Origin of the sequence: Micromonospora ureilytica, assembly GCF_015751765.1 — a bacterium.
GTDB lineage: Bacteria > Actinomycetota > Actinomycetes > Mycobacteriales > Micromonosporaceae > Micromonospora > Micromonospora ureilytica.
Genome location: NZ_JADOTX010000001.1, coordinates 12,894 through 32,347, shown reverse-complemented (window position 1 = coordinate 32,347; position 19,454 = coordinate 12,894). Strand labels below are relative to the sequence as shown.

General features: G+C 71.1%; 15 protein-coding genes. All 15 read right to left on the bottom strand.

Annotated features, from left to right (window positions below):
* Positions 1–12: 12 nt before the first annotated feature.
* Positions 13–2,868 carry a PQQ-dependent sugar dehydrogenase gene (locus IW248_RS00140; protein WP_196925139.1) on the bottom strand — a complete coding sequence of 952 codons (2,856 nt, stop codon included), beginning with the start codon at positions 2,866–2,868 and terminating at the stop codon, positions 13–15.
* 216 nt (positions 2,869–3,084) lie between these two features.
* The gene (locus tag IW248_RS00135; RefSeq protein ID WP_196925138.1) at positions 3,085–4,152 is read right to left on the bottom strand and encodes a polyprenyl synthetase family protein; all 1,068 of its coding nucleotides are present in this window, start codon (positions 4,150–4,152) and stop codon (positions 3,085–3,087) included.
* Positions 4,149–5,564 carry an alkaline phosphatase family protein gene (locus tag IW248_RS00130; RefSeq protein WP_196925137.1) on the bottom strand — a complete coding sequence of 472 codons (1,416 nt, stop codon included), beginning with the start codon at positions 5,562–5,564 and terminating at the stop codon, positions 4,149–4,151. The genes IW248_RS00135 and IW248_RS00130 overlap by 4 nt, the downstream gene beginning before the upstream one ends.
* The gene (gene eboE, locus IW248_RS00125; RefSeq protein WP_196925136.1) at positions 5,561–6,760 is read right to left on the bottom strand and encodes a metabolite traffic protein EboE; all 1,200 of its coding nucleotides are present in this window, start codon (positions 6,758–6,760) and stop codon (positions 5,561–5,563) included. The genes IW248_RS00130 and eboE overlap by 4 nt, the downstream gene beginning before the upstream one ends.
* Positions 6,760–7,617, bottom strand: a complete 858-nt coding sequence (locus IW248_RS00120) for a TatD family hydrolase (protein WP_124818589.1) — start codon at positions 7,615–7,617, stop codon at positions 6,760–6,762. Before IW248_RS00120 ends, eboE begins: the two co-directional genes overlap by 1 nt.
* A complete protein-coding gene (locus IW248_RS00115) occupies positions 7,618–8,226 on the bottom strand; it encodes an EboA domain-containing protein (RefSeq protein ID WP_196925135.1) in 609 nt (202 codons plus the stop codon).
* Positions 8,227–8,281: 55 nt separating this feature from the next.
* Positions 8,282–9,235 carry a sugar phosphate isomerase/epimerase family protein gene (locus IW248_RS00110; protein WP_196925134.1) on the bottom strand — a complete coding sequence of 318 codons (954 nt, stop codon included), beginning with the start codon at positions 9,233–9,235 and terminating at the stop codon, positions 8,282–8,284.
* Positions 9,232–10,086 (bottom strand): SCO3242 family prenyltransferase, encoded by an 855-nt coding sequence (locus IW248_RS00105; protein ID WP_196925133.1) that lies wholly within the window; start codon positions 10,084–10,086, stop codon positions 9,232–9,234. The genes IW248_RS00110 and IW248_RS00105 overlap by 4 nt, the downstream gene beginning before the upstream one ends.
* A complete protein-coding gene (locus IW248_RS00100) occupies positions 10,070–11,236 on the bottom strand; it encodes an inositol-3-phosphate synthase (RefSeq protein ID WP_196925132.1) in 1,167 nt (388 codons plus the stop codon). The genes IW248_RS00105 and IW248_RS00100 overlap by 17 nt, the downstream gene beginning before the upstream one ends.
* Before the next feature lie 543 nt (positions 11,237–11,779).
* The gene (locus tag IW248_RS00095) at positions 11,780–12,955 is read right to left on the bottom strand and encodes a Gfo/Idh/MocA family protein (RefSeq protein ID WP_372432751.1); all 1,176 of its coding nucleotides are present in this window, start codon (positions 12,953–12,955) and stop codon (positions 11,780–11,782) included.
* Positions 12,956–13,009: 54 nt separating this feature from the next.
* Positions 13,010–14,062, bottom strand: coding sequence for a substrate-binding domain-containing protein (locus IW248_RS00090; protein ID WP_196925130.1), 1,053 nt, complete (start codon positions 14,060–14,062; stop codon positions 13,010–13,012).
* Between the two features lie 98 nt (positions 14,063–14,160).
* Positions 14,161–15,288, bottom strand: coding sequence for an ABC transporter permease (locus IW248_RS00085; protein ID WP_196925129.1), 1,128 nt, complete (start codon positions 15,286–15,288; stop codon positions 14,161–14,163).
* Positions 15,285–16,793, bottom strand: coding sequence for a sugar ABC transporter ATP-binding protein (locus IW248_RS00080; protein ID WP_196929971.1), 1,509 nt, complete (start codon positions 16,791–16,793; stop codon positions 15,285–15,287). Before IW248_RS00080 ends, IW248_RS00085 begins: the two co-directional genes overlap by 4 nt.
* Before the next feature lie 193 nt (positions 16,794–16,986).
* Positions 16,987–18,165 (bottom strand): ROK family protein, encoded by a 1,179-nt coding sequence (locus IW248_RS00075; protein ID WP_196925128.1) that lies wholly within the window; start codon positions 18,163–18,165, stop codon positions 16,987–16,989.
* A 263-nt stretch (positions 18,166–18,428) separates the two neighbouring features.
* The gene (locus IW248_RS00070) at positions 18,429–19,448 is read right to left on the bottom strand and encodes a YihY/virulence factor BrkB family protein (RefSeq protein ID WP_196925127.1); all 1,020 of its coding nucleotides are present in this window, start codon (positions 19,446–19,448) and stop codon (positions 18,429–18,431) included.
* Between the last annotated feature and the right edge of the window lie 6 nt (positions 19,449–19,454).

Sequence of the window (19,454 nt, the reverse complement as noted above, 5' to 3'; positions counted from 1 at the left end):
CCTCCCGCCAGCTCAGGGCAGGGTCCACTTTTGGTTGGCGGCGGTGTTGCAGGTCCACAGGTGGACCACCGTGCTGTCGGCGGAGCTGCTACCGGAGACGTCGAGGCACTTGCCCGACGAGGTGTTGCGGAGCGTGCCGTCGGCCTGGGCGGCCCAGTTCTGGGCGCCACTGCCGTTGCAGGTCCAGAGCTGGATCTTGGTGCCGTCGGCGGTGGCAGCACCCGAGACGTCCAGGCACTTGCCCAACGACTTGATCGTCGAGTTCGGCGTCACGGCCCAGGTCTGCGCCGTACTGCCGTTGCAGGTGTAGATCTGGATCTGCGTGCCGTCGGCGGTGGCGGCGCTCCGCACGTCCAGGCACTTGCCACCGAGGCCCTTGATCGCCCCAGCCCCACCGGCCGGGGGCGTCCCGGTGACGAGGGAGAAGGCGTCCAGGTCGTAGAGCGCCCCGGTGCCCGACCCGGCGAAGGTCAGGTAGAGCGTGGTCGTGCCGGTCGGCGGGTTGGTGATCGACCCGGTGACCGTGGCGAAGGTTTCCCAGCCGCCGGTCACCGGGACCGTGGCCGAGCCGAGCACCGTGCCGGTGGCCGAGCCGGCCCGGACCTGGAGGGTGCCACCGGCGCCCGCCGAGGAGACCCGGGCGTTGAACGATGTCACGTTGCCCAGCCGGTACGGCTGGAACGCGATCCAGTCGCCGTTGTTGATGTCACCGACGGTCTTGCCGCCCTCGGCCGGGGTCTTGCTGAACACGTTGATCCCCGACGAGGTGCCGTAGAACTCGGCCTGGCGGTGCCGCGGCGGCAGCGTGTGCTGGGTGTGCGTGGTCAGCCCACCGCCGTCGGTGTACTCGGCGTCGAAGATCGCGAAGATGTTCGCCGCGTCGTCGTGCTCGCCGTCGACCGGGATGGTGATCGAGCCCGAGCAACCGGTCTTCGAGGTGATCTGGTGCCCGTGCTGGTCGTGCCCGAGCACGTAGGTCATCTTGACCTTCGTGCAGTCGATGGTGCCGTCCTCCGGGTCGGTCACCGTGATGCTGTACGGCACGGTGTCCCCGAAGCTGAACAGCTGACCGTTGCCCGGGTTGTTGATCGTGACAGTGGGCGCGGTGTTACCGACGCTGATCTGCACGCTGCTGCTGCCGGTGGCGCCCTGCGGGTCCCGCACGGTCAGCGTGGCGGTGTAGGTGCCGTTGGCGCTGTAGGTCTTCGTCGGGTTGGCGGCGGTCGAGGTGGTCCCGTCACCGAACGCCCACGAGTAGGTCAACGTGCCGCCCTCGGGGTCGGACGAGCCGGCCGAGGAGAAGGTCACCGCGAGCGGGGCTGCCCCGGAGGTGCGGTTGGCGCTGGCTTTCGCGGTGGGCGCCCGGTTGCCGCCGCCGACGTAGTCGAAGCGGTAGAGCGCCGAATTGGCGTCACCGTTGAAGTAACCGGTGCCGTAGTCGAGCACGTAGTACGCGCCGTCCGGGCCGAACGCCGAGTCCATCACCTGCTTGCCGACCCAGGGGAAGGTGTCGATGGTGCCCCGGGAGCCGTCGGAGTTGACGTGGATCGGCTTGATCCAGCCGCGGCCGAACTCGGTGGCGAAGAACTGCCCGTCGAACGACTGCGGGAACTTGGTGGTGGAGGTCGACGAGGCGTTGTACCGGTAGACCGGGCCGCCCATCGGCGACTCGGAGCCGCCGCCGAACTCGGTCGGGGTGCCGGCGTCGCCGGCGTACCGGATCCAGGCCGGCTGGGCGGGCGGCAGGGTGGTCAGGCCGGTGTTGCGGAACGAGTTGTTCGTCGGTCCGCCGGTGCAGTTGTACTTGGATCCGCTGGCGCTGGTGGCGAAGTCGAACTCGTTGTACGTCTCGGTGCTGGTGTTGGTGCCGGTGCAGTACGGCCAGCCGTAGTTGCCAGGTGCGGCGACCCGGTTGAACTCCACCTGGCCGGACGGCCCGCGGGTGGAGCTGGTGGAGCCGGCGTCCGGCCCGTAGTCACCGACGTAGACCACACCGGTGGCCTTGTCCACGCTGATCCGGAACGGGTTGCGGAACCCCATCGCGTAGATCTCCGGCCGGGTCTTGGCCGTGCCGGGGGCGAACAGGTTGCCCGACGGGATGGAGTACGTGCCGTTGGCGTTCACCTTGATCCGCAGGACCTTGCCACGCAGGTCGTTGGTGTTGCCGGCGCTGCGCTGCGCGTCGTACGCGGGGTTGCGGTTGGTCCGCTCGTCCAGCGGTGAGTAGCCGGACGACTCGAACGGGTTGGTGTCGTCGCCGGTGGACAGGTAGAGGTTGCCGGCGGCGTCGAAGTCGATGTCCCCACCGACGTGGCAGCACACGCCACGGCTGGCCGGGACGTCGAGCACGTCGACCTTGCTGGACTGGTTGAGCGTGAAGTCCGAGTTGAGGGTGAACCGGGAGAGCCGGTTGACGCCGTCCCAGGCGGAGAAGTCGGTGCCGGTGGCCGGCGCGTCCCCGCCAGGGGTGGAGAGCGGCGGTGCGTAGTAGAGGTAGATGTACCGGTTGGAGGCGAAGCCCGGGTCGACCCCGACGCCCTGCAACCCCTCCTCGTCGTGGTTGTACACCGACAGGGTGCCGATCGCGGTGGTGGTGCCGTTGGAATCGGTGCGGCGCAGGGTGCCGTTGCGGGCCGTGTGCAGGACCGAGCGGTCCGGCAGCACCGCCAGTGACATCGGCTCACCCATGTCGGTCACGCCGCGGGCCAGCTCGACCTGCTGGAAGTCGCTGGCGACGATCGTGTGCGCCTGTGCGGGGGCGGAACCGGCGGCGAATGTGACAGTGCCGGCGGCGACCGCCAGCAGCAGCGCTGATCCGGCGGAGAACCATCGTCGGGACCGTTGTCTGGGAGCGTCCTTCATGGACATCTGTGCTGTCCCTTCCTGACGAATGACTGCCAGGCCGGGCGCGCGCCGTCGCGCCGGATGCCGTAGCGGTGAGGGGGTCGATGGGTTACCGCGCCGCCGGTTCACCTCGACGAAACATGTTCGTGTTGGTCACGACACTAAGTCGCACGTGTCGATGTGTCCATACCTTCCGGCGGTTCAGCATCAACTTTTGTCAATTTGATCGAAAGTCGCCGGTCAGGCGCGTCGGTCGATCGCCTGCCCGGCCAGCGCGACCAGGGCCACGCGGGCCTCGTCGGCCACCATTGCGCTCTGCAGGGCGGAGAGCGCGGCCTCGGTCCGGACCCGGATCATCTGCTCGATCCGCTCCCGGGCGCCGGTCGCCTCGATGATGTCACGCAGCTCCGCCGCGCCCTCGGCGTCCAACGCCGGGTTGCCGAACAGCTCCCGCAGCCGGATGGTCTGGGGCCGGTCGGCGGCGCTGCGGGCCAGCGCCATCATGACCGTGGGCTTGCCCTCACGCAGGTCGTCCAGGACCGATTTTCCGGTGACCGCCGGGTCGCCGAACACACCGAGGACGTCGTCGCGGAGCTGGAACGCGTCACCAAGCGGGTCACCGAACTCGCCCAGCGCGGCGATCAGCTCGGGCTCCGCGCCGGCCAGGGCCGCGCCGATCTGCAACGGGCGGGTCACCGTGTACCTGGCGGCCTTCATCCGGATCACGGTGAGCGCGCTGGCCACCGAGCCGTCACCCACGCCCGAGACCAGGTCCAGGTACTCCCCCGCGATCACCTCGGTCCGCATCAGCGCGAACACGCTGTACCCCCGGTGCACCTGCTCGGTGCTCAGCCCGCACTCGTGGAACATCTGATCCGACCAGGCCGCGCAGAGGTCCCCGCAGAGCAGCGCGGTGTTGCGGCCGTACGCCTCGGGGTCACCGCGCCACGACGAGCGGGCGTGCAGGTCGGCGAAGAGCCGGTGCACCGACGGCTCACCCCGACGGCGGTCGCTGCCGTCCAGGATGTCGTCGTGGATCAGCGCGAACGCGTGGAACAGCTCCAGAGCCGCCGCGGCCACCACGATCGGGGTGCCGTCCGCGGCCCCCGCGCCGCGCCAGCCCCAGTAGCAGAAGAGCGGTCGTAACCGCTTGCCACCGGCCAGCACGAACCGTTGGAGCGCGGTGAACACGCCGCGCGGCGCTCCATCCGGCCAGTCCGGGCCCTGCCGGCTGAGAAACCCGGCCAGCTCCGCGTCGAAGCGCGCCCGCAATTCGCTGGCGTCGGTGGGCGCGACAGTGACAGTCATGAGCCCTCCCCCGACCCGCCCGCACCGCCGGGGCTCAGCCCGGCCAGCTCCAGCAGCAACGCCTTGACCTCGGTGGCCGCGATCTTGTCCCGGGCCGCGGTCGGGTCGGAGCAGAGCAGCACCGGGCCGTCCGCCGGGTCGTCCGGCAGCCGCCCGTGCGAGCCGCGCACCGCCCGCGCGCCGGCGTCCAGGCCGACAGCGCTCATCAGGTACCGCATGCCGAGCTTCTTGCGGGCCAGCGCCACACCGGCGCGGGCCTTCGCGGCACCGGGGTTGGCCGGGTCGAAGAACAGCTCCGCCGGGTCGTACCCCGGCTTGCGGTGGATTTCCACCAGCCGGGCGAAGTCCGGTGCCTGGGCGTCGTCCAGCCAGTAGTAGTAGGTGAACCAGGCGTCCGGTTCGGCCACCAGCACCAGCTCACCGGCGCGCGGATGGTCCAGACCGTGTGCGGCCTTGCCTTCGGCGTCCAGCACCTCGGCCACCCCGGGCAGGCCGGCGCAGAGCTTCGCCACGGCCGGCACGTCGGCCGGATCCTTCACGTAGACGTGCGCGATCTGGTGGTCGGCGACCGCGAACGCCTTCGACGTCCACGGGTCGAGGTACTCCATGCCCGCCTGGGTGTGCACGTGCAACAGGCCCTCGGCGCGCAGCAACCGGTTGACGTCCACCGGCCGGGACACGTCGGTGATGCCGTACTCCGACAGCACCACAACCGTGGCGTCCCGGGCCCGGGCGGCGTCCAGGAGCGGGCCGAGCACCGCGTCCAGCTCCGCTGCCGCCGCGGCGGCCTGGGCCGACGAGGGACCGAAGCGTTGCAGGTCGTAGTCCAGGTGCGGCACGTAGACGAGCGTCAGGTCGGGTGACACGTCGGCGAGGATCTGCTCGGCCGCCTGGCAGATCCACCGCGACGACGGCAGCCCGGCCGTCGGCCCCCAGTAGGTGAAGAGCGGGAACGTGCCCAGCCGCCCGGTGAGCGCGTCGTGCAGCTCCGGCGGGTCGGTGTAGCAGTCCGGCTCCTTGCGCCCGTCGGCGTAGTAGACCGGGCGGGGCGTCACCGTCCAGTTGACGTCCGCGCCCATGGCGTACCACCAGCAGACGTTGGCGACTGTGTAGCCGGGCTCGGCCCGACGGGCGGCCTGCCACAGCTTGTCCCCGCCGACCAGCGCGTTGTGCTGCCGCCACAGCAACACCTCGCCCAGGTCCCGGAAATACCACCCGTTGCCGACGATGCCGTGCCCACTGGGCGGCTCGCCGGTGAGGAAGGTGGACTGCACCGAGCAGGTCACGGCGGGCAGCACGGTGCCCAGCTCGGCCCGGAAGCCGCCGTCGGCGACACCCCGCAGTCGAGGCATGTGCGCCAGTAGTCGTGGTGTCAACCCCACCACGTCGAGGACCACCAGTCGCCTGCTCATCGCGTCACCCCCATGCTCACGGTTCGCTCTGTGGTCAGGCCGAGGCCGACCAGTTCGTCTCGGGCGAAGGCCAGCTCCGCGGCGATGCCGGCGGCCAGCTCCGCGTCGGTGCCGGGCCGTCGTGCGGCCGGCAGCACCCCCCAGGTGTACGTCTCGACGTCGAGGTGGTCGCAGCCTGCGGTCGGGCCGTCGAAGAGCGCTCTCAGGGCCGCGCGGAGGACCGGCAGGGTCGAGCCGAGCGGTTCCTCGGGTGGGGCGTGCAGGGGCACGTGGTAATGCACCCGCCACGGGCCGGGTAGCGCCTTGTCCAGGGCCTCGTCCAGGTCGTCGGCCGCGTACGTCGGGTCGGCCGGGTCGGCCAGACCGGCGCAACCGGCGCCCCGGGTCTGGTGCAGGAAGCGGGGCTCCACCCAGCGGCGCAACGCCTCGGCCCCACCCTCCGGGTCGGCGGCCTCGACGGCGGCCGACACCTGCACCTTCACCACGGGCAGTCCGGCCGTCCGCAGTCGGTCCAGCGCCTCGGCGGGCTCTTCCCAGGCGCAGGCCAGGTGGGCCAGGTCGAGGCAGACGCCCAGCCGGTCGGTGTCCATCCCGGACAGCAGCTCGGCGGCCTGGCTGGTGCTCTCCACGACACAGCCGGGCTCCGGCTCGAAGGCAATCCGCACCTCGCGGCCGGTGTCCCGCTGCACCGTGGCCAGGCCGGCGGCCAGTTGGTCCAGCCGGCGTCGGGCCGCGTCGGCCCGGTCGGTGTCCCATGGTTGCCGCCAGGCCAGCGGCAGGGTGGAGATCGAGCCCCGGGCGGCGTCGTCGGGCAGCAGGTCCGCGAGCACCCGGGCCAGGTTCAGCGTGTACGTCAGGCGCTGCTCGGTGGTCCAGTCCGGGTGGTACACGTCCTGCTTGACCACGGGGGCCTGGAAGGCCGCGTACGGGAAGCCGTTGAGGGTGACCACCTCCAGCCCGCGTGCGTCCAGCTCGGTGCGCAACCGGCGGCGGAGCGTCGGGTCGGCGGCCAGCTCGGCGGCGACCGGGGCGGCCAGCCACAGGCCGAGCCCGAGCAGGTCACTGCCGAGCGCCTCGCGGACCGGCACCGCGTAGGTGTCCAGTTGACCGAGGATGCCAGCGAGGTCCTCGGCGGGGTGCACGTTTGTGCAGTAGCCGAGGTGGACGGTCTCGCCGCCGGCATGTCGCAGCCGCATCAGCTGCCGCCGCGCAGGATCGAGTTGCCGGTCTGCGGGTCCACGGCGGCGGCGACGTCCAGGTCGCTGAGGTCGAGCCGCCCCGACTGCCCGTAGAACTCCACCGGGTTTCGCCACAGCACCTTGTCGACGTCGTCGTCGCTGAAGCCGGCCGCGAGCATCGCCTCGCCGGTGGCCCGGGTCAGCAGCGGGTCGGAGCGTCCCCAGTCGGCTGCCGAGTTGACCAGCATCCGTTCCGTGCCGTACTCCCGCAGCAACTCCACCATTCGCTGCGGCGTCATCTTGGTGTCCGGGTAGATGGAGAAGCCCAGCCAGCAGCCGCTGTCGCGGACCAGCTTGACTGTCACCTCGTTGAGGTGGTCGACCACCACCCGGCCCGCGTCGATGCCGGATTCGGCGACCACGGCGAGGGTTCGTTCGCAGCCGCGCGCCTTGTCCCGGTGCGGGGTGTGCACCAGCGCCGGCAGCTCGTACGCCACAGCGAGGGCGAGTTGGGCAGCGAACGCCTCGTCCTCCTCGGGCGTCATCGAGTCGTACCCGATCTCGCCGACCGCCACCACCGCGTCCTTGTCCAGGTAGCGGGGCAGCAGGTCGAGGACCGGACGGCAGCGCGGGTCGTTGGCCTCCTTGGGGTTCAGTGCGATGGTGGCGAAGTGGCGCACCCCGAACTGCCCGGCCCGGAACGGCTCCCAGCCGATCAGCGAGTCGAAGTAGTCGGTGAACGAGGCGGCGCTGGTGCGTGGCTGACCCAGCCAGAACGCCGGCTCCACCACAGCGCGTACCCCGGCGGCGGCCATCCGCTCGTAGTCGTCGGTGGTGCGTGAGGTCATGTGGATGTGGGGGTCGAAGATGCGCATTCACGCCTCCCGGGGCAGTGCGGCGGTGAGCCGGTCGAGCAGGTCGGTGGCGTCGGCGGGCAACTCCCGGCCGGCGGCGTGCCGTTCGGCGGCCAGCGCGGCCAGCATCGCGGCCAGTTCCCCGTCGGCCCGGGTGTCCAGGTCGGCGACGTTGGCCAGGGGGACGCCGCTGAACACGCACTTGAGCACCGCCTGACGCCAGGCGGCCGGGTCGAGGTGCCGCGCGTACGGGCCGAGCGCGGCGGCGACCAGCCGGGTGTCGTTGGTCCGGATCGCGTCGTGCAGCAACGGAACCGCGTCGGCGCCGATCGGCAGCAGCGGCAGGGCCCGCAGCACGGCTCGTCGCTCGGCCGCGTCACCGTGCTCGTAGAGGCGCTCGGCGTACGCCGCGTGGTCGCCGGGCAGGCTGGTGAGCAGCAGCACCCGGGCCGCGTCGTCGGCGGTCCAGCCGGGGGCGTCGGGCAGCGCGGCTCGACCGCAGCGGCGGCCGACGGCGGGGAAGAGCCGGGCGATCGCGGTGGGCTCGGCCGTGACCCGGCGCAGCGCCGTGTCCAGCCAATCGGGATCGGGTACGCCTCCCAGCGCGGCCCGTAGTGAATCCGGTGTCATCCCGTCTCCTCCCCTTGTGCTGCTCCCCGGTGCCCCGCCAGCCTTTGCTCTGCACCTACATATGCACCGGGGCCTCTTCGGCGGGTGTCGCCTCGGCGGGTGCAGAGCAAAGGGTGTGGGCGGGGTGGCTGTCGGTGGCCGCGGCGGCCTTCAGGAACTCGATGGACCGGGCGGCCACGGCGGGCGCGGCGTGCGAGTCGCGGGGCAGCTCCACAGCGACCAGCCCCCGGTAGCCGGCGTCGCGCAGCGCGGCCAGCACCGGCGGAAAGTCGATCTCGCCGACACCGAACTCCAGGTGCTCGTGCACGCCCCGGCGCATGTCGTCGATCTGCACGTTGACCAGGTGGTCGGCCACCTCGGCGACGCACTGCGGCACCGGCCACGGTTCCAGGCACCGGCAGTGGCCGATGTCGAGGGTGATGCCGAAGCGGGCCGGGTTGTCGAGCGCGGCGTGCAGCCGACGCCAGTCGGCGATGTCCTGCACCAACATGCCCGGTTCCGGTTCGAAGCCGACTGTGACGCCGGCGGTGTCGGCCGCGTCGACCACTGTGGCGCACCCGGCCACCAGCCGGTCCCACGCGCACTGCTGGGACACCGCCTCGGGTCGGACACCGGCCCAGAACGACACCGCCTCCGCGCCCAGGTCGGCGCCGATCCGCACGGCCCGGCGCAGGAACTCGATGCGCCGGGTCGGGTCGTCGTGCAGCAACGTGGGGGCGTGCTTCTGCCACGGGTCGAGCAGGTAGCGGGCCCCGGTCTCGATGACCACCGCCAGGCCCAGCGACTCCAACCGTTGACCGACCGCGGCGACCCGGCGGGTGAGCCCGGGCGCGAACGGGTCCAGGTGGTCGTGGTCCAGGGTGAGCGCCACCCCGTCGTAGCCGAGATCGGCGATGACGGCGAGCGCGTCGTTGAGCCGGTGGTTGGCGAAGCCGTTCGTGCCGTAGCCGAGTCGCAGCGTCGTGGCGTCGGCGGCCGACGCGCCGGGCCGGGGCTCGGGGACGCTCATGTCGGGGAGACCTTCCGGGCCAGCCGTCGACCCAGCGGCGCGGCCGCCGCGACGGCCACCCCGAGCAGACCTGCTCCAGCCCGCGCGGTCAGGGCACCCTGGAGGGCCGGCAGCCCGGTGATCCCGGCGCCGACGGCCGCGCGGACCCGTCCGGCCGACGGGTCCCGGACGACCTCGGCCTGGGCGGCGCCGTACCGGGCGGCGTACCAGCCGGCCAGCACGGCGGGCAGCACCCCAACCCGCCGAGGTGCGGCGACGGCGGCGCTGGCGGCGACCAACGCGGTGCCCACGAGGGTACGCATCGGCAGGGTGGCGTCGGCGCCGGTGACCTCCCGGCGGGACAGCTCGGTGACCGTCCAGGTGTGCGCGGCGACGGTCGCCGCCGCCGGCAACGCCCGGGTCATCCGGCCGCCGGACGCGCCGAGCAGCACGTCCAGCCCTCGGCAGGCCGCCATCACGGCCGGGCCGGCGGCGGTGTTCTTGGCCAGCAGGTCGTACCCCCAGATGGTGGCGGCCAGCGGCACGGCGAGCGCGGCGGCGCGGCGACCGCCCACGGCGGCGGCCAGGCCCACGCCGGCGGCCGTGAGGCCCGCCGCGAGACCGACAGCGGCGGCCGGGGAGACGCGCCCGCTCGGAATCGGCCGCTCGGGCCGTTCCTCGGCGTCCAGGCGTCGGTCGGCCCAGTCGTTGGCGGCCATGCCGGCCCAGTAGAGCAGCACCGACGCGCCGGCCAGGGCAGGGGTACGCGGGCTCAACGCGCTGGCCGCCGCGGCTCCGGCGATCACGTCACCGGGCACCGAGAGCGCGGCCGGCGCCCGGACCAACTCGGCGAGATCAGCCAACGTTGTCATGGACACCGTCCCGGCCGTCGTGCAGGTGTCGGGTGAAGGCGGTCAGCCGGGCCCACTGCTCGCCCAGCGAGTGGGTGGGCGAGCCCAGCGGGTCCTTGAAGAAGAAGCCCAGGTCGGCGAGCGGCCCCACCTGCCCGGCGGCGTGCGCGGCGGCGGTGAGTCGGGCCAGGTCCAGCACCAGCGGCGCCGCCAGCGCGGAGTCGCAGCCGTGCCAGGTGAACTCCATCCGCATGCCGGTGCCGAGGAAACCGCTGAAGGTGATCAGATCCCAGGCGGTCTTGAAGTCGCCCAGGTCCTCGACGTACTCGATGCGGGTGCCGCCCTGCGGGACGTAGCCCAACGTCTCGCCGAGCACGCGCTGCTTGCTCTGCACCTTCGCCGCGTTCGCGGCCGGGTCGGCGAGGGTCGCGCCGTCGCCACCGCCGAGCAGGTTGACCCCGGACCAGGAGCGCACGTCCAGGTTGCGCATCGCGAACATCGGCGCGAGCACCGACTTGACCAGGGTCTCCCCGGTCTTGCCGTCGTGCCCGGCGTACGGCAGTCGGGCCTCCTCCGCCAGCGCGGCCAGCGCCGGCAGCCGCAGCCCGGTGGACGGGGTGAAGTCGACGTACGGGCAGCCGGCCAGCACCGCCGCGTACGCGTAGAGGGAGCTGACCGGCAGCACCTCGTCCGGCCCGTCGAGGGCGGCGCGCAGCGCGGCCGGGTCGGCGTGCCCGGGGTGCGGCAGGGGGGCCGGCTCGGTGGCGGAGACGTTGACCACCACCACCCGGTCCAGCTCGTGCCGCTCGCGGAAGCTGGTCAGATCGCGGACCACGGCGGCGGCCCGCTCGGCCTGGGTCTCGCCGACCGGCGCGGGGCGCAGCTCCTGGTCGACCACTCCCAGCTCGTCGCGGAGCGCGGCGACCAGCCGCCAGGGGATGACACCGGCGTCGGCCAGCGCCTCGGCGCGCTTGCACAGGGGGGTGGTGGCCAGGTCGTGCCCGCCGAAGACCAGATCGGCGAAGGCCGGAAGGGCAGGGCCACGCAGCTCGGGAAGCTCGGTGACGCAGCCGGTCGGCCCGGCCAGGCCGGCCCGCAGCGCGAGCCCCCCGACGATGCTGGTGGTCGCGACGGAACCGCGCGCTCCTACCAGCCAGACACCTGTTCGCATGGTGCTCCTTCCCCAATCACGAGGAACCGTCGGTACCGCTAAATATAGGAATATCAGAATATGTTTCGGAAAGATACGGCCCGGTTTCGGAAAACTTTCGGGCCGGGTGGATGGCCCCGTCCGCCCGCCCACACCGGAACAGCACCGGCTTCCGACGTCGGCGTCGGCGGCGACGACACCGGACCGGATCCCGGCAGGTGCGAGCAGACGGGGCTGGTAGGCAGGGTCGGGTCGGCGTCTCGACCCTGCCTCCCCCGCATCCGGCCGGTCGGGGCGTTGGCACGTCCCGGCCGGGCGTCTCAGACCGCCGGATTTCACCGGCGGTGGCGGTCCTCCGGTGCGGCCGGGGAATCCCGGTCCGGTCGCACCGGACGACCGTCCTGCTCGTGCGCCACCGGGCCGTACGGCCCGGCTGCACGCTCTCCGATTCCGACCTCTGTCCCGGCCACGGGGCGCAATCCGTGGCTGGTCCCTCGCCGGTCGGCTTCGGAAAGCCGGTCGGGCGATGGCGGCGCGAACACCGCCATCGCGGATGGTCAATGGTCAGACAGCCGCCGCGGTCAGCGTCGGTTCCACCTCGGCCCACGAGGAGCCGAGCTCCGCCGAGCGGGCCACAGCGTCCAGCACCAGCTGGACCTGCAACGCGTCGGCGAAGGAGGGAGTCGGGTCCACGCCGGTGGCGACCGCCTCGATGAAGTCGCGCATCTCGTGCGTGAACGAGTGCTCGTAGCCGATGATGTGGCCCGGGGGCCACCACGCCGACATGTACGGGTGCTCGCCCTCGGTCACCAGGATGCGAGTGAAGCCCTGCTCCACGGCCGGGCGGGTCGCGTCGTAGAACTCCAGCTCGTTGAGGCGCTCCAGGTCGAAGACCACACTGCCCAACGAGCCGTTGATCTCGACACGCAGCGCGTTCTTACGGCCGGTCGCGAACCGGCTCGCCTCGTACGTGGCCAGGGCGCCACCGTCGAGCCGGGCCACGAAGACCGCGGCGTCGTCGACGGTGACCGGCCCGGTGGGCGCCGTGTGGCCGTCCACCGAGGCCGCCAGACCGCTCGACTCGGCCGGCAACGGCCGCTCCTTGACGAAGGTCTCGGTGACCGCGCTGACGCCGCTGATCCGCTGACCCGTGACGAACTGGGTCAGGTCGATGATGTGCGCACCGATGTCACCGAGCGCGCCGGAGCCCGCCCTGTCCTTCTGCAACCGCCAGACCAGCGGGAACTGCGGGTCCACGATCCAGTCCTGCAGGTACGTCGCACGGACGTGTCGAATCACCCCGAGCCGTCCGTCGGCGACCAACTGGCGCATCATCGTGACCGCGGGGACCCGGCGGTAGTTGAACCCGCACATCGACCGCACTCCGGCGGCCCGGGCGACATCCGCCGCAGCGGTCATCGCCCGTGCCTCCTCCACCGAGTTGGCCAACGGCTTTTCGCACAGAACGTGCTTGCCTGCGGCCAACGCGGCGAGAGCGATCTCGGCGTGACTGTCGCCCGGGGTGCAGATGTCGACGACGTCGATGTCGTCCCGGTTGATCAGGTCACGCCAGTCGGTGGTGTACGCGTCCCAGCCGAGTGTGTCGGCGGCGTCGGCCACCTTCGCTGTGTCTCGGCCGCAGATCAACGCCATCCGGGCCCGCGCCGGCAGGTCGAACACGCGGTTCACGGTGCGCCACGCCTGTGAGTGCGCGGCGCCCATGAACGCGTAGCCGACCATGCCGACCCGCAGTTCTTTGTCTGTCGTGGACAAGGTGGGTCTCCCCCCGGTATGTCAGAACCCGAGCTTGTCGTAGCTGCTCGCGTTCTCCTTGGTGATCGTCTCCGAGGCCAGGGTCACTTCCTTGGGCACCTGCAGCTCCGTCAGGTCGCCCAGGCCCCGACCCTGCGCGACGAGCCGCGCGAGCGAGACGGCCGAGGAGGCCATCGACGGGTTGTAGGTGACAGTGGCCTTCAGCACGGTGTTGTCGGCCTTGATCGCGTCGATCGCGAGCTTGGAGCCCGCGCCGCCGACCATGAAGAACTCCGACCGGTTGGCCTGCTTGATGGCCGCGAGCACACCGATGCCCTGGTCGTCGTCGTGGTTCCAGATGGCGTCGATCTTCGGCAGCGCCTGGAGCAGCTGGGACGCCTCGCGCTGGCCGCTGTCCGAGGTGAACTCCGCCGAGCGGCGGTTGTTCACCTTGAAGCCGTAGGTCGCCAGGGCGGCCTTGAAGCCTTCGCTGCGCTCGACCGTCAGCGGGATCTCCAGACCGGCGATCTCACCGATGATCGGGTTGGCGACGCCCTTGTCCTTGAGCATCTTGCCGATGTAGTGCCCGGCCGAGACGCCCATGCCGTAGTTGTCGCCCTTGATGACCAGCCGCGAGGCCAGCGCGTCAGGGAACGCCCGGTCGAGGTTCACGATCGGGATGCCCGCCTGCATCGCCTGGAGGGCAACGGCGTTGACCTCCTTGCCGTCGTGCGGCAGCACGACGATGATGTCCGGCTTCTGGGCGATCAACGTGCCGAGCGTGGAGCGCTGGGCCTCGGAGTTCGAGCCGCCGTCGACCTCCTTGAACTCCACGTCCGAGTAGGCCGCGGCCTGGGCCTTGGCGTTCGCGTGGATCGCGCCCATCCAGCCGTGGTCGGCGGCCGGGGCGGAGAAGCCGATGACGACCTTCTTGCCCGGGGCGTTGTTGCCTTCACTGTTTCCGGCGGCCTTGGTCTGGGTGCTGGCGGCCGGGGTGTCGTTGCTGGTGCAGGCGGTGAGGAGGGTGGCAGCGCCTACCGCGGCTCCACCGAAGAGCAACCGGCGGCGCGACAGGTCGCGACTGTGCTGGGTCATTAATGACCTCCTGGGAGCGGGATTTGACTTATTGAGGGTGTGCGAGGCCCGGCCAGCGTCGAAATGTCTCGACGTCGCCAGGACAACGGTGCGGTGCGTCAGGTTGCGGTGGTGACCCTGTTCCGCGCGAGGAGCCGAGTGACGGACTTGAACTGGAACTGCTGGACCAGGACGGCGGCGACGATGATGCCGCCCTTGACCATGTTCTGCGCCTCGATGGAGAGGCCGTTGATGGCGAAGAGGTTCGTGATCGTGGCGAAGATGATGACGCCGAGCAGCGAGCCGACGATCGTGCCCCGACCACCGCTGAGCAACGTCCCACCGATGATCGCCGCGGCGATAGCGTCCAACTCGTACAGGTTGGCCATCGCCGCCTGTGCCGAGGTGGCCTGCGAGGTGAGCATGATGGCCGCGATTCCGCAGCACAGACCGGAGAGCGCGTAGAGCAGCATGGTGTGCCGCCGGACGTTGATGCCGGCCAGCCGGGCCGCCTCCGGGTTACCGCCGACGGCGATGGTCCGCCGGCCGAAGGTCGTGCGGTTGAGCACTACCCAACCGGCCAGCACGACCGCGCCGAGGATGTAGACGAGGATCGGGATCCCGATCACCTTGCGCGCCGCGATGTCGTTGATGAAGGTGCTGCTCGACACCTGGGTCTGCTTGTTGGAGATCGATGCCGCGAGCCCCCGCGCGGCCACCAGCATCGCGAGCGTCGCGATGAAGGGGACCAGCCGCCCGTACGAGATGAGCACACCGTTGACGAGGCCGACGCAGATGCCGACCGCGAGGGCGGTGAAGATCATGCCGGCGGCGCCGTAGCTCTGGGTGGCCACCGTGGTGCACCAGACCCCGGCCAGCGCGACGATCGCGCCGACCGACAGGTCGATACCACCACCGATGATCACGAAGGTCATCCCGACCGTGACCACGCCGACGACCGAGGCCAACTGGAGGATGGCCAGGACGTTGTTCCAGACCCAGTTCGGGTCGCCGTACAGGTCGGGCTTGGTGACCGCGCCGACCACGATGAGCGCGGCCAGCACCCCGATCAGACCGAGGTTGCGCTTGGCGCCGTCGCCACCGTCACCCCGCCACCAGGAGAGCTTGCCCCCAGAACCTGACTTGTTGCTGGCCACCGCCGTCTCCGCCGGATCCACCGGCGGCGACTGCGCCGGAAGCTGCGGGCGCTCCGGTGTCGCGGTGGGAGTGGGAGTCGCGTCGCTCATGCCGGTGCGCCTTCCATCAAGGACCCCGCCATAACGAGGTCAAGCACAGTGTTCTCGTCGAGTTCGCCGGCCGCGGCTTCGCGGACGACCCGTCCTTCCCGCATCACCAGCACCCGGTCGGCCAGACCCAGCACCTCAGGCACCTCGCTGGAGACCAGCAGCACCCCCACGCCCTGAGCGGCCAATGCCCGGATGACCTGGTAGAGCTCGGCCCGGGCGCCCACGTCCACGCCCCGGGTCGGCTCGTCGAGAAGCAGCAACTTGGTGCCGCCGAGCAGCCAACGCCCGACCACCACCTTCTGCTGGTTGCCGCCGGACAGCGTGCGTACCGGCCGGTCGACGTCCCGGGGCCGCAGCTCCAGGGTCTCCGCGATCCGGTCCGCCTCGGCGCGTTCCTTGGCGGCGTTCGTGAAGCCGAGTCGCGCGTACCGGCCGAAGGTGGCCAGCGTGACGTTGCGGTAGATCGGCTCGCCGAGCAGCAGCGCCTGACTCTTGCGTTCCTCCGGGGCCATCCCCATGCCGGCGCGAACCGCAGCGCCGACGCCGGGACGCAGGACCTTCCCGTCCATCCGCACCGTGCCGGCCTCCGGGAGGCGGGCACCGTAGATCGTCTCCAGCAGTTCGGAACGACCGGAGCCGACCAGCCCCGCGATACCCACGATCTCCCCGGCACGCACGCTCAGCGAGACGTCGGCGAACTCGCCCGGGCGGGTCAACCCCTCCACCTGGAGCAGGTCGGCGCCCGCGGGGTCCTCGGTCGGCCGGTCCGGGAAGACGTACTCGATGGTGCGGCCGGTCATCCGGCTCACCAGGTCGCGGGTCGGGGTGTCGCGCGCCGGCAGGTTCGCCGCCGTGGTCCGGCCGTCCTTGAGTACGGTGACCCGGTCGCCGATCTCGCGGATCTCCTCCAACCGGTGGGAGATGTAGATGACGGCGATGCCCTGCGCGGTCAGCTCACGGATGATCCGGAATAGGTTGCCGACCTCGTCGTGGGCCAGCACCGCGCTCGGCTCGTCCATGATGATCAGTCGGGCCTCGTGCGACAGCGCCCGCGCCATGCTGACGATCTGCTTGCCCGCCGCCGGCAGTGACCGGACCATCCGCCCCGGCGGAATCTCACCGTGGCCGAGCCGGCCGAGAATCTGCCGGGTGTGCCGGGCCATCCGGCCGCGCCGGACGAACCCGAAGTTGCGGTACTCGTGCCCGAGGAACGCGTTCTCCGCCACCGACAGGTCCTCGACGAGGTCGAGCTCCTGGTAGATCGTGGCGATGCCGGCCTTCATGGCGGCCTGCGGGTTGGCGAACGTGGCCGGCTCACCGCGCCACTCCACCTGCCCGGAATCCGGTTGGTGCACTCCGGCGAGCACCTTGATGAGGGTGGACTTGCCGGCGCCGTTCTGCCCAAGCAGGCAGTGCACCTCGCCGGCACGCACCTCCAGCTGCACGCCGTCGAGCGCGCGTACGCCGGGGAAGGTCTTCACCACATCGGTGAGGCGCAGGACCACCTCGCCCGCGACGGTGTCGGCGGGAGCCTCGACCAGCGGCGCCTCGGCGACGGCCTCGGCCGACGCGGTGGCGGGGTCATCCTCGGGCAGAGCCACAGTCTCCTCCTCGCTCACGACGGAATCTCGAACAGCTTCACGGTGCCGGCCTTTGTTCGCGACTGCGGGGCTCGCAAACCCGGCTCACTCCTCGCGCTCACGATGCTTCCCCGAAGGCGACGTCGCTCGCGAGCACCGCCGCGCCGGTGACACCGGCACGGCCGCCCAGCTCGGACAGGACGACGGGAAGGTTGCCGGTGGCCAGCGGCAGCGACCGGCGGTAGACCACACTGCGGATCTCGGCGAGCAGGATGTGGCCCAGCTGGGCCAGCCCGCCGCCGATCACGATCATCGACGGGTTGGTGAAGCTGACCAGGCCGGCGAGCACTCCGCCGACCCGCCGTCCGCCGTCCCGGATCAACTGGATGCAGGTCACGTCGCCCTCGACGGCGCCCTCGGCGACGTCCAGCGCGGTCACCACACCGCGCAGGGCCAACCGCTCGGCCAGCGCCGGCGACGTCCCACTGCGGGCGGCGGCGGCAGCGTCCTTGGCCAGCGCGGCACCGCTGAACAGCGCTTCCAGGCAGCCGACGTTGCCGCAGGAACACATCGGACCGTGCGAGTCGACCTGGATGTGGCCGATGTCGCCGGCGCAGCCGTCGGTGCCCCGGTAGACCTCGCCGGTGAGGTAGATGCCGCACCCGATGCCGGTGCCGATCTTCACGAAGAGGAAGTCGTCCACCGAGTGGGCGACCCCGCCGTGCCGCTCACCGATGGCCATGATGTTGACGTCGTTGTCGACCACCGCGGGGCAGCCGTGCTCCCGGCTGAGCAGCTCACGCACGGGGAACCGGTCCCAGCCCGGCATGATCGGCGGTGAGACCGGAACGCCGTCGCGGAAGCTGACCGGGCCGGGTACGCCGATGCCGACCGCGTCCAGGCGCTCGTACGCACCGTCGACCCGGGCCTTGTGCAGCAGCTCGTTGACCCGTTGCAGGGTCACCTTCGGGCCGTTGCGGATGTCGGCCGCCTCGGCGTAGTGGGCCACCGGTTCGAGGCGGCCGTTGACCACCTCGACGTCCATCGAGCTGGCGCCGAGGTCGACGGCGGCGAAGCGCAGCTTCGGGTTCAACTCGACAAGGGTCGAGCGACGCCCACCTCGGGATGCGGCGAGCCCGGCCTCGGCGACGTAACCCAGCGCGACCAGGCGATCAAGCTCGGCCAGCATGCGGGGACGCGGCATCTGGAGGCGGTCGCCCAGCTCGGCCCGGGACACGGCGCCCTCGTCGCGAAGCAGCCGCAACAGGCGCACGTGTAGGGGGTCGACGGTCCGCACCGGGAGCCCCCTCTTCTTTGGCAGCGTTCACATCGACGCAATGCCGATGTGTTGTGTCCGACACAGTAAGAGCGTTCCACGCCGCCTGTCCAGAGCTTCAACCGTTTCGCGACCAACTTTTGTCCGAAAGAACAAAAGCTACTAGTCGATCAAGGAAAGGATCACGGACGGCCCGCGGCCCCTCGCCCGCAGTTCCATCGACGGACACGCAAACGCCCCGCCAGCCGATCCTCGGTGGCGGGGCGTTTTGGGGGGCGGGACCGTCAGCGGCGACCCGCCGCGTTGCGCTTCTTGCGGAGCTTGCGATCGTCGCGCAACTCGACGTACGGCTCGTCGTCCACCGCGTGCCCGGCCGAGATCGCGCGACCGCGCTCCAACTCCGCGTCGAACTCCGCACCCAGCAGGATCGCGATGTTGCTCAGCCACAGCCAGACCAGGAAGATGATCACCCCGGCCAGCGTCCCGTACGTCTTGTCGTACGAACCGAAGTTGCTCACGTAGAAGGCGAACAGGCCGGAGATCACCAGCCAGATCACCACGGCCAGCACGCCACCCGGGCTGACCCAGCGGAAGCCGCCGTGCCGCGCGTTCGGTGAGGCCCAGTAGAGGATCGCGAACATCAGGCTGACCAGGATCAGCAGCACCGGCCACTTCGCGATGTCCCACACCGTGACAGCCGTGGAGCCGAGCCCGATCACGTCACCGACCGATTCGGCGAGGCGGCCGGTGAAGACCACGATCACCGCGCACACCAGCAGCAGCACGCCGATCACCGCGGTCACACCGGCCCGGATCGGCAGCGTCTTCCAGATCGGCCGGCCTTCCGGCACGTCGTAGATGGTGTTGGACGCGCGCATGAACGCGCCGATATAGCCGGACGCGGACCAGAACGCGGCCAACAGACCGACGATCGCCGCGATGCTGGCCAGGCCGCCGTTCTGCTGGGCGGTGTTGATAGCGCCCTCGATGATCTCCTGGATGCTGTCGTTCGGCACCGCCTGGTCGACGGTGTCCTTGACGCCCTCGGTGGCGCTCTCGCCGAGGAGGCCGAGCAGGGAGATCAGCACCAGCAGGCCGGGGAAGATGGACAGCACCCCGTAGTAGGTCAGCGCGGCGGCCCAGTCGGTGAGGCTGTCGTCCTGGAATTCGGTGATCGTCCGGCGCATCGCCGCCTTCCAGCCACTGCCGGGCAGGTCGGTGGGGCTGTCCGGGCCCGCGTCGGGCCCGACCGGCGCGGTGGCCGGATCACGCTCACGCTGGGCGGAAGACTCGTCCGAGGTCATCGCCCC

Coding starts and splice junctions, on each gene's coding strand:
- IW248_RS00140 (WP_196925139.1), bottom strand. CDS start 2,868: ATGTCCATGAAGGACGCTCCCAGACAACGGTCCCGACGATGGTTCTCC.
- IW248_RS00135 (WP_196925138.1), bottom strand. CDS start 4,152: ATGACTGTCACTGTCGCGCCCACCGACGCCAGCGAATTGCGGGCGCGC.
- IW248_RS00130 (WP_196925137.1), bottom strand. CDS start 5,564: ATGAGCAGGCGACTGGTGGTCCTCGACGTGGTGGGGTTGACACCACGA.
- eboE (WP_196925136.1), bottom strand. CDS start 6,760: ATGCGGCTGCGACATGCCGGCGGCGAGACCGTCCACCTCGGCTACTGC.
- IW248_RS00120 (WP_124818589.1), bottom strand. CDS start 7,617: ATGCGCATCTTCGACCCCCACATCCACATGACCTCACGCACCACCGAC.
- IW248_RS00115 (WP_196925135.1), bottom strand. CDS start 8,226: ATGACACCGGATTCACTACGGGCCGCGCTGGGAGGCGTACCCGATCCC.
- IW248_RS00110 (WP_196925134.1), bottom strand. CDS start 9,235: ATGAGCGTCCCCGAGCCCCGGCCCGGCGCGTCGGCCGCCGACGCCACG.
- IW248_RS00105 (WP_196925133.1), bottom strand. CDS start 10,086: ATGACAACGTTGGCTGATCTCGCCGAGTTGGTCCGGGCGCCGGCCGCG.
- IW248_RS00100 (WP_196925132.1), bottom strand. CDS start 11,236: ATGCGAACAGGTGTCTGGCTGGTAGGAGCGCGCGGTTCCGTCGCGACC.
- IW248_RS00095 (WP_372432751.1), bottom strand. CDS start 12,955: ATGGTCGGCTACGCGTTCATGGGCGCCGCGCACTCACAGGCGTGGCGC.
- IW248_RS00090 (WP_196925130.1), bottom strand. CDS start 14,062: ATGACCCAGCACAGTCGCGACCTGTCGCGCCGCCGGTTGCTCTTCGGT.
- IW248_RS00085 (WP_196925129.1), bottom strand. CDS start 15,288: ATGAGCGACGCGACTCCCACTCCCACCGCGACACCGGAGCGCCCGCAG.
- IW248_RS00070 (WP_196925127.1), bottom strand. CDS start 19,448: ATGACCTCGGACGAGTCTTCCGCCCAGCGTGAGCGTGATCCGGCCACC.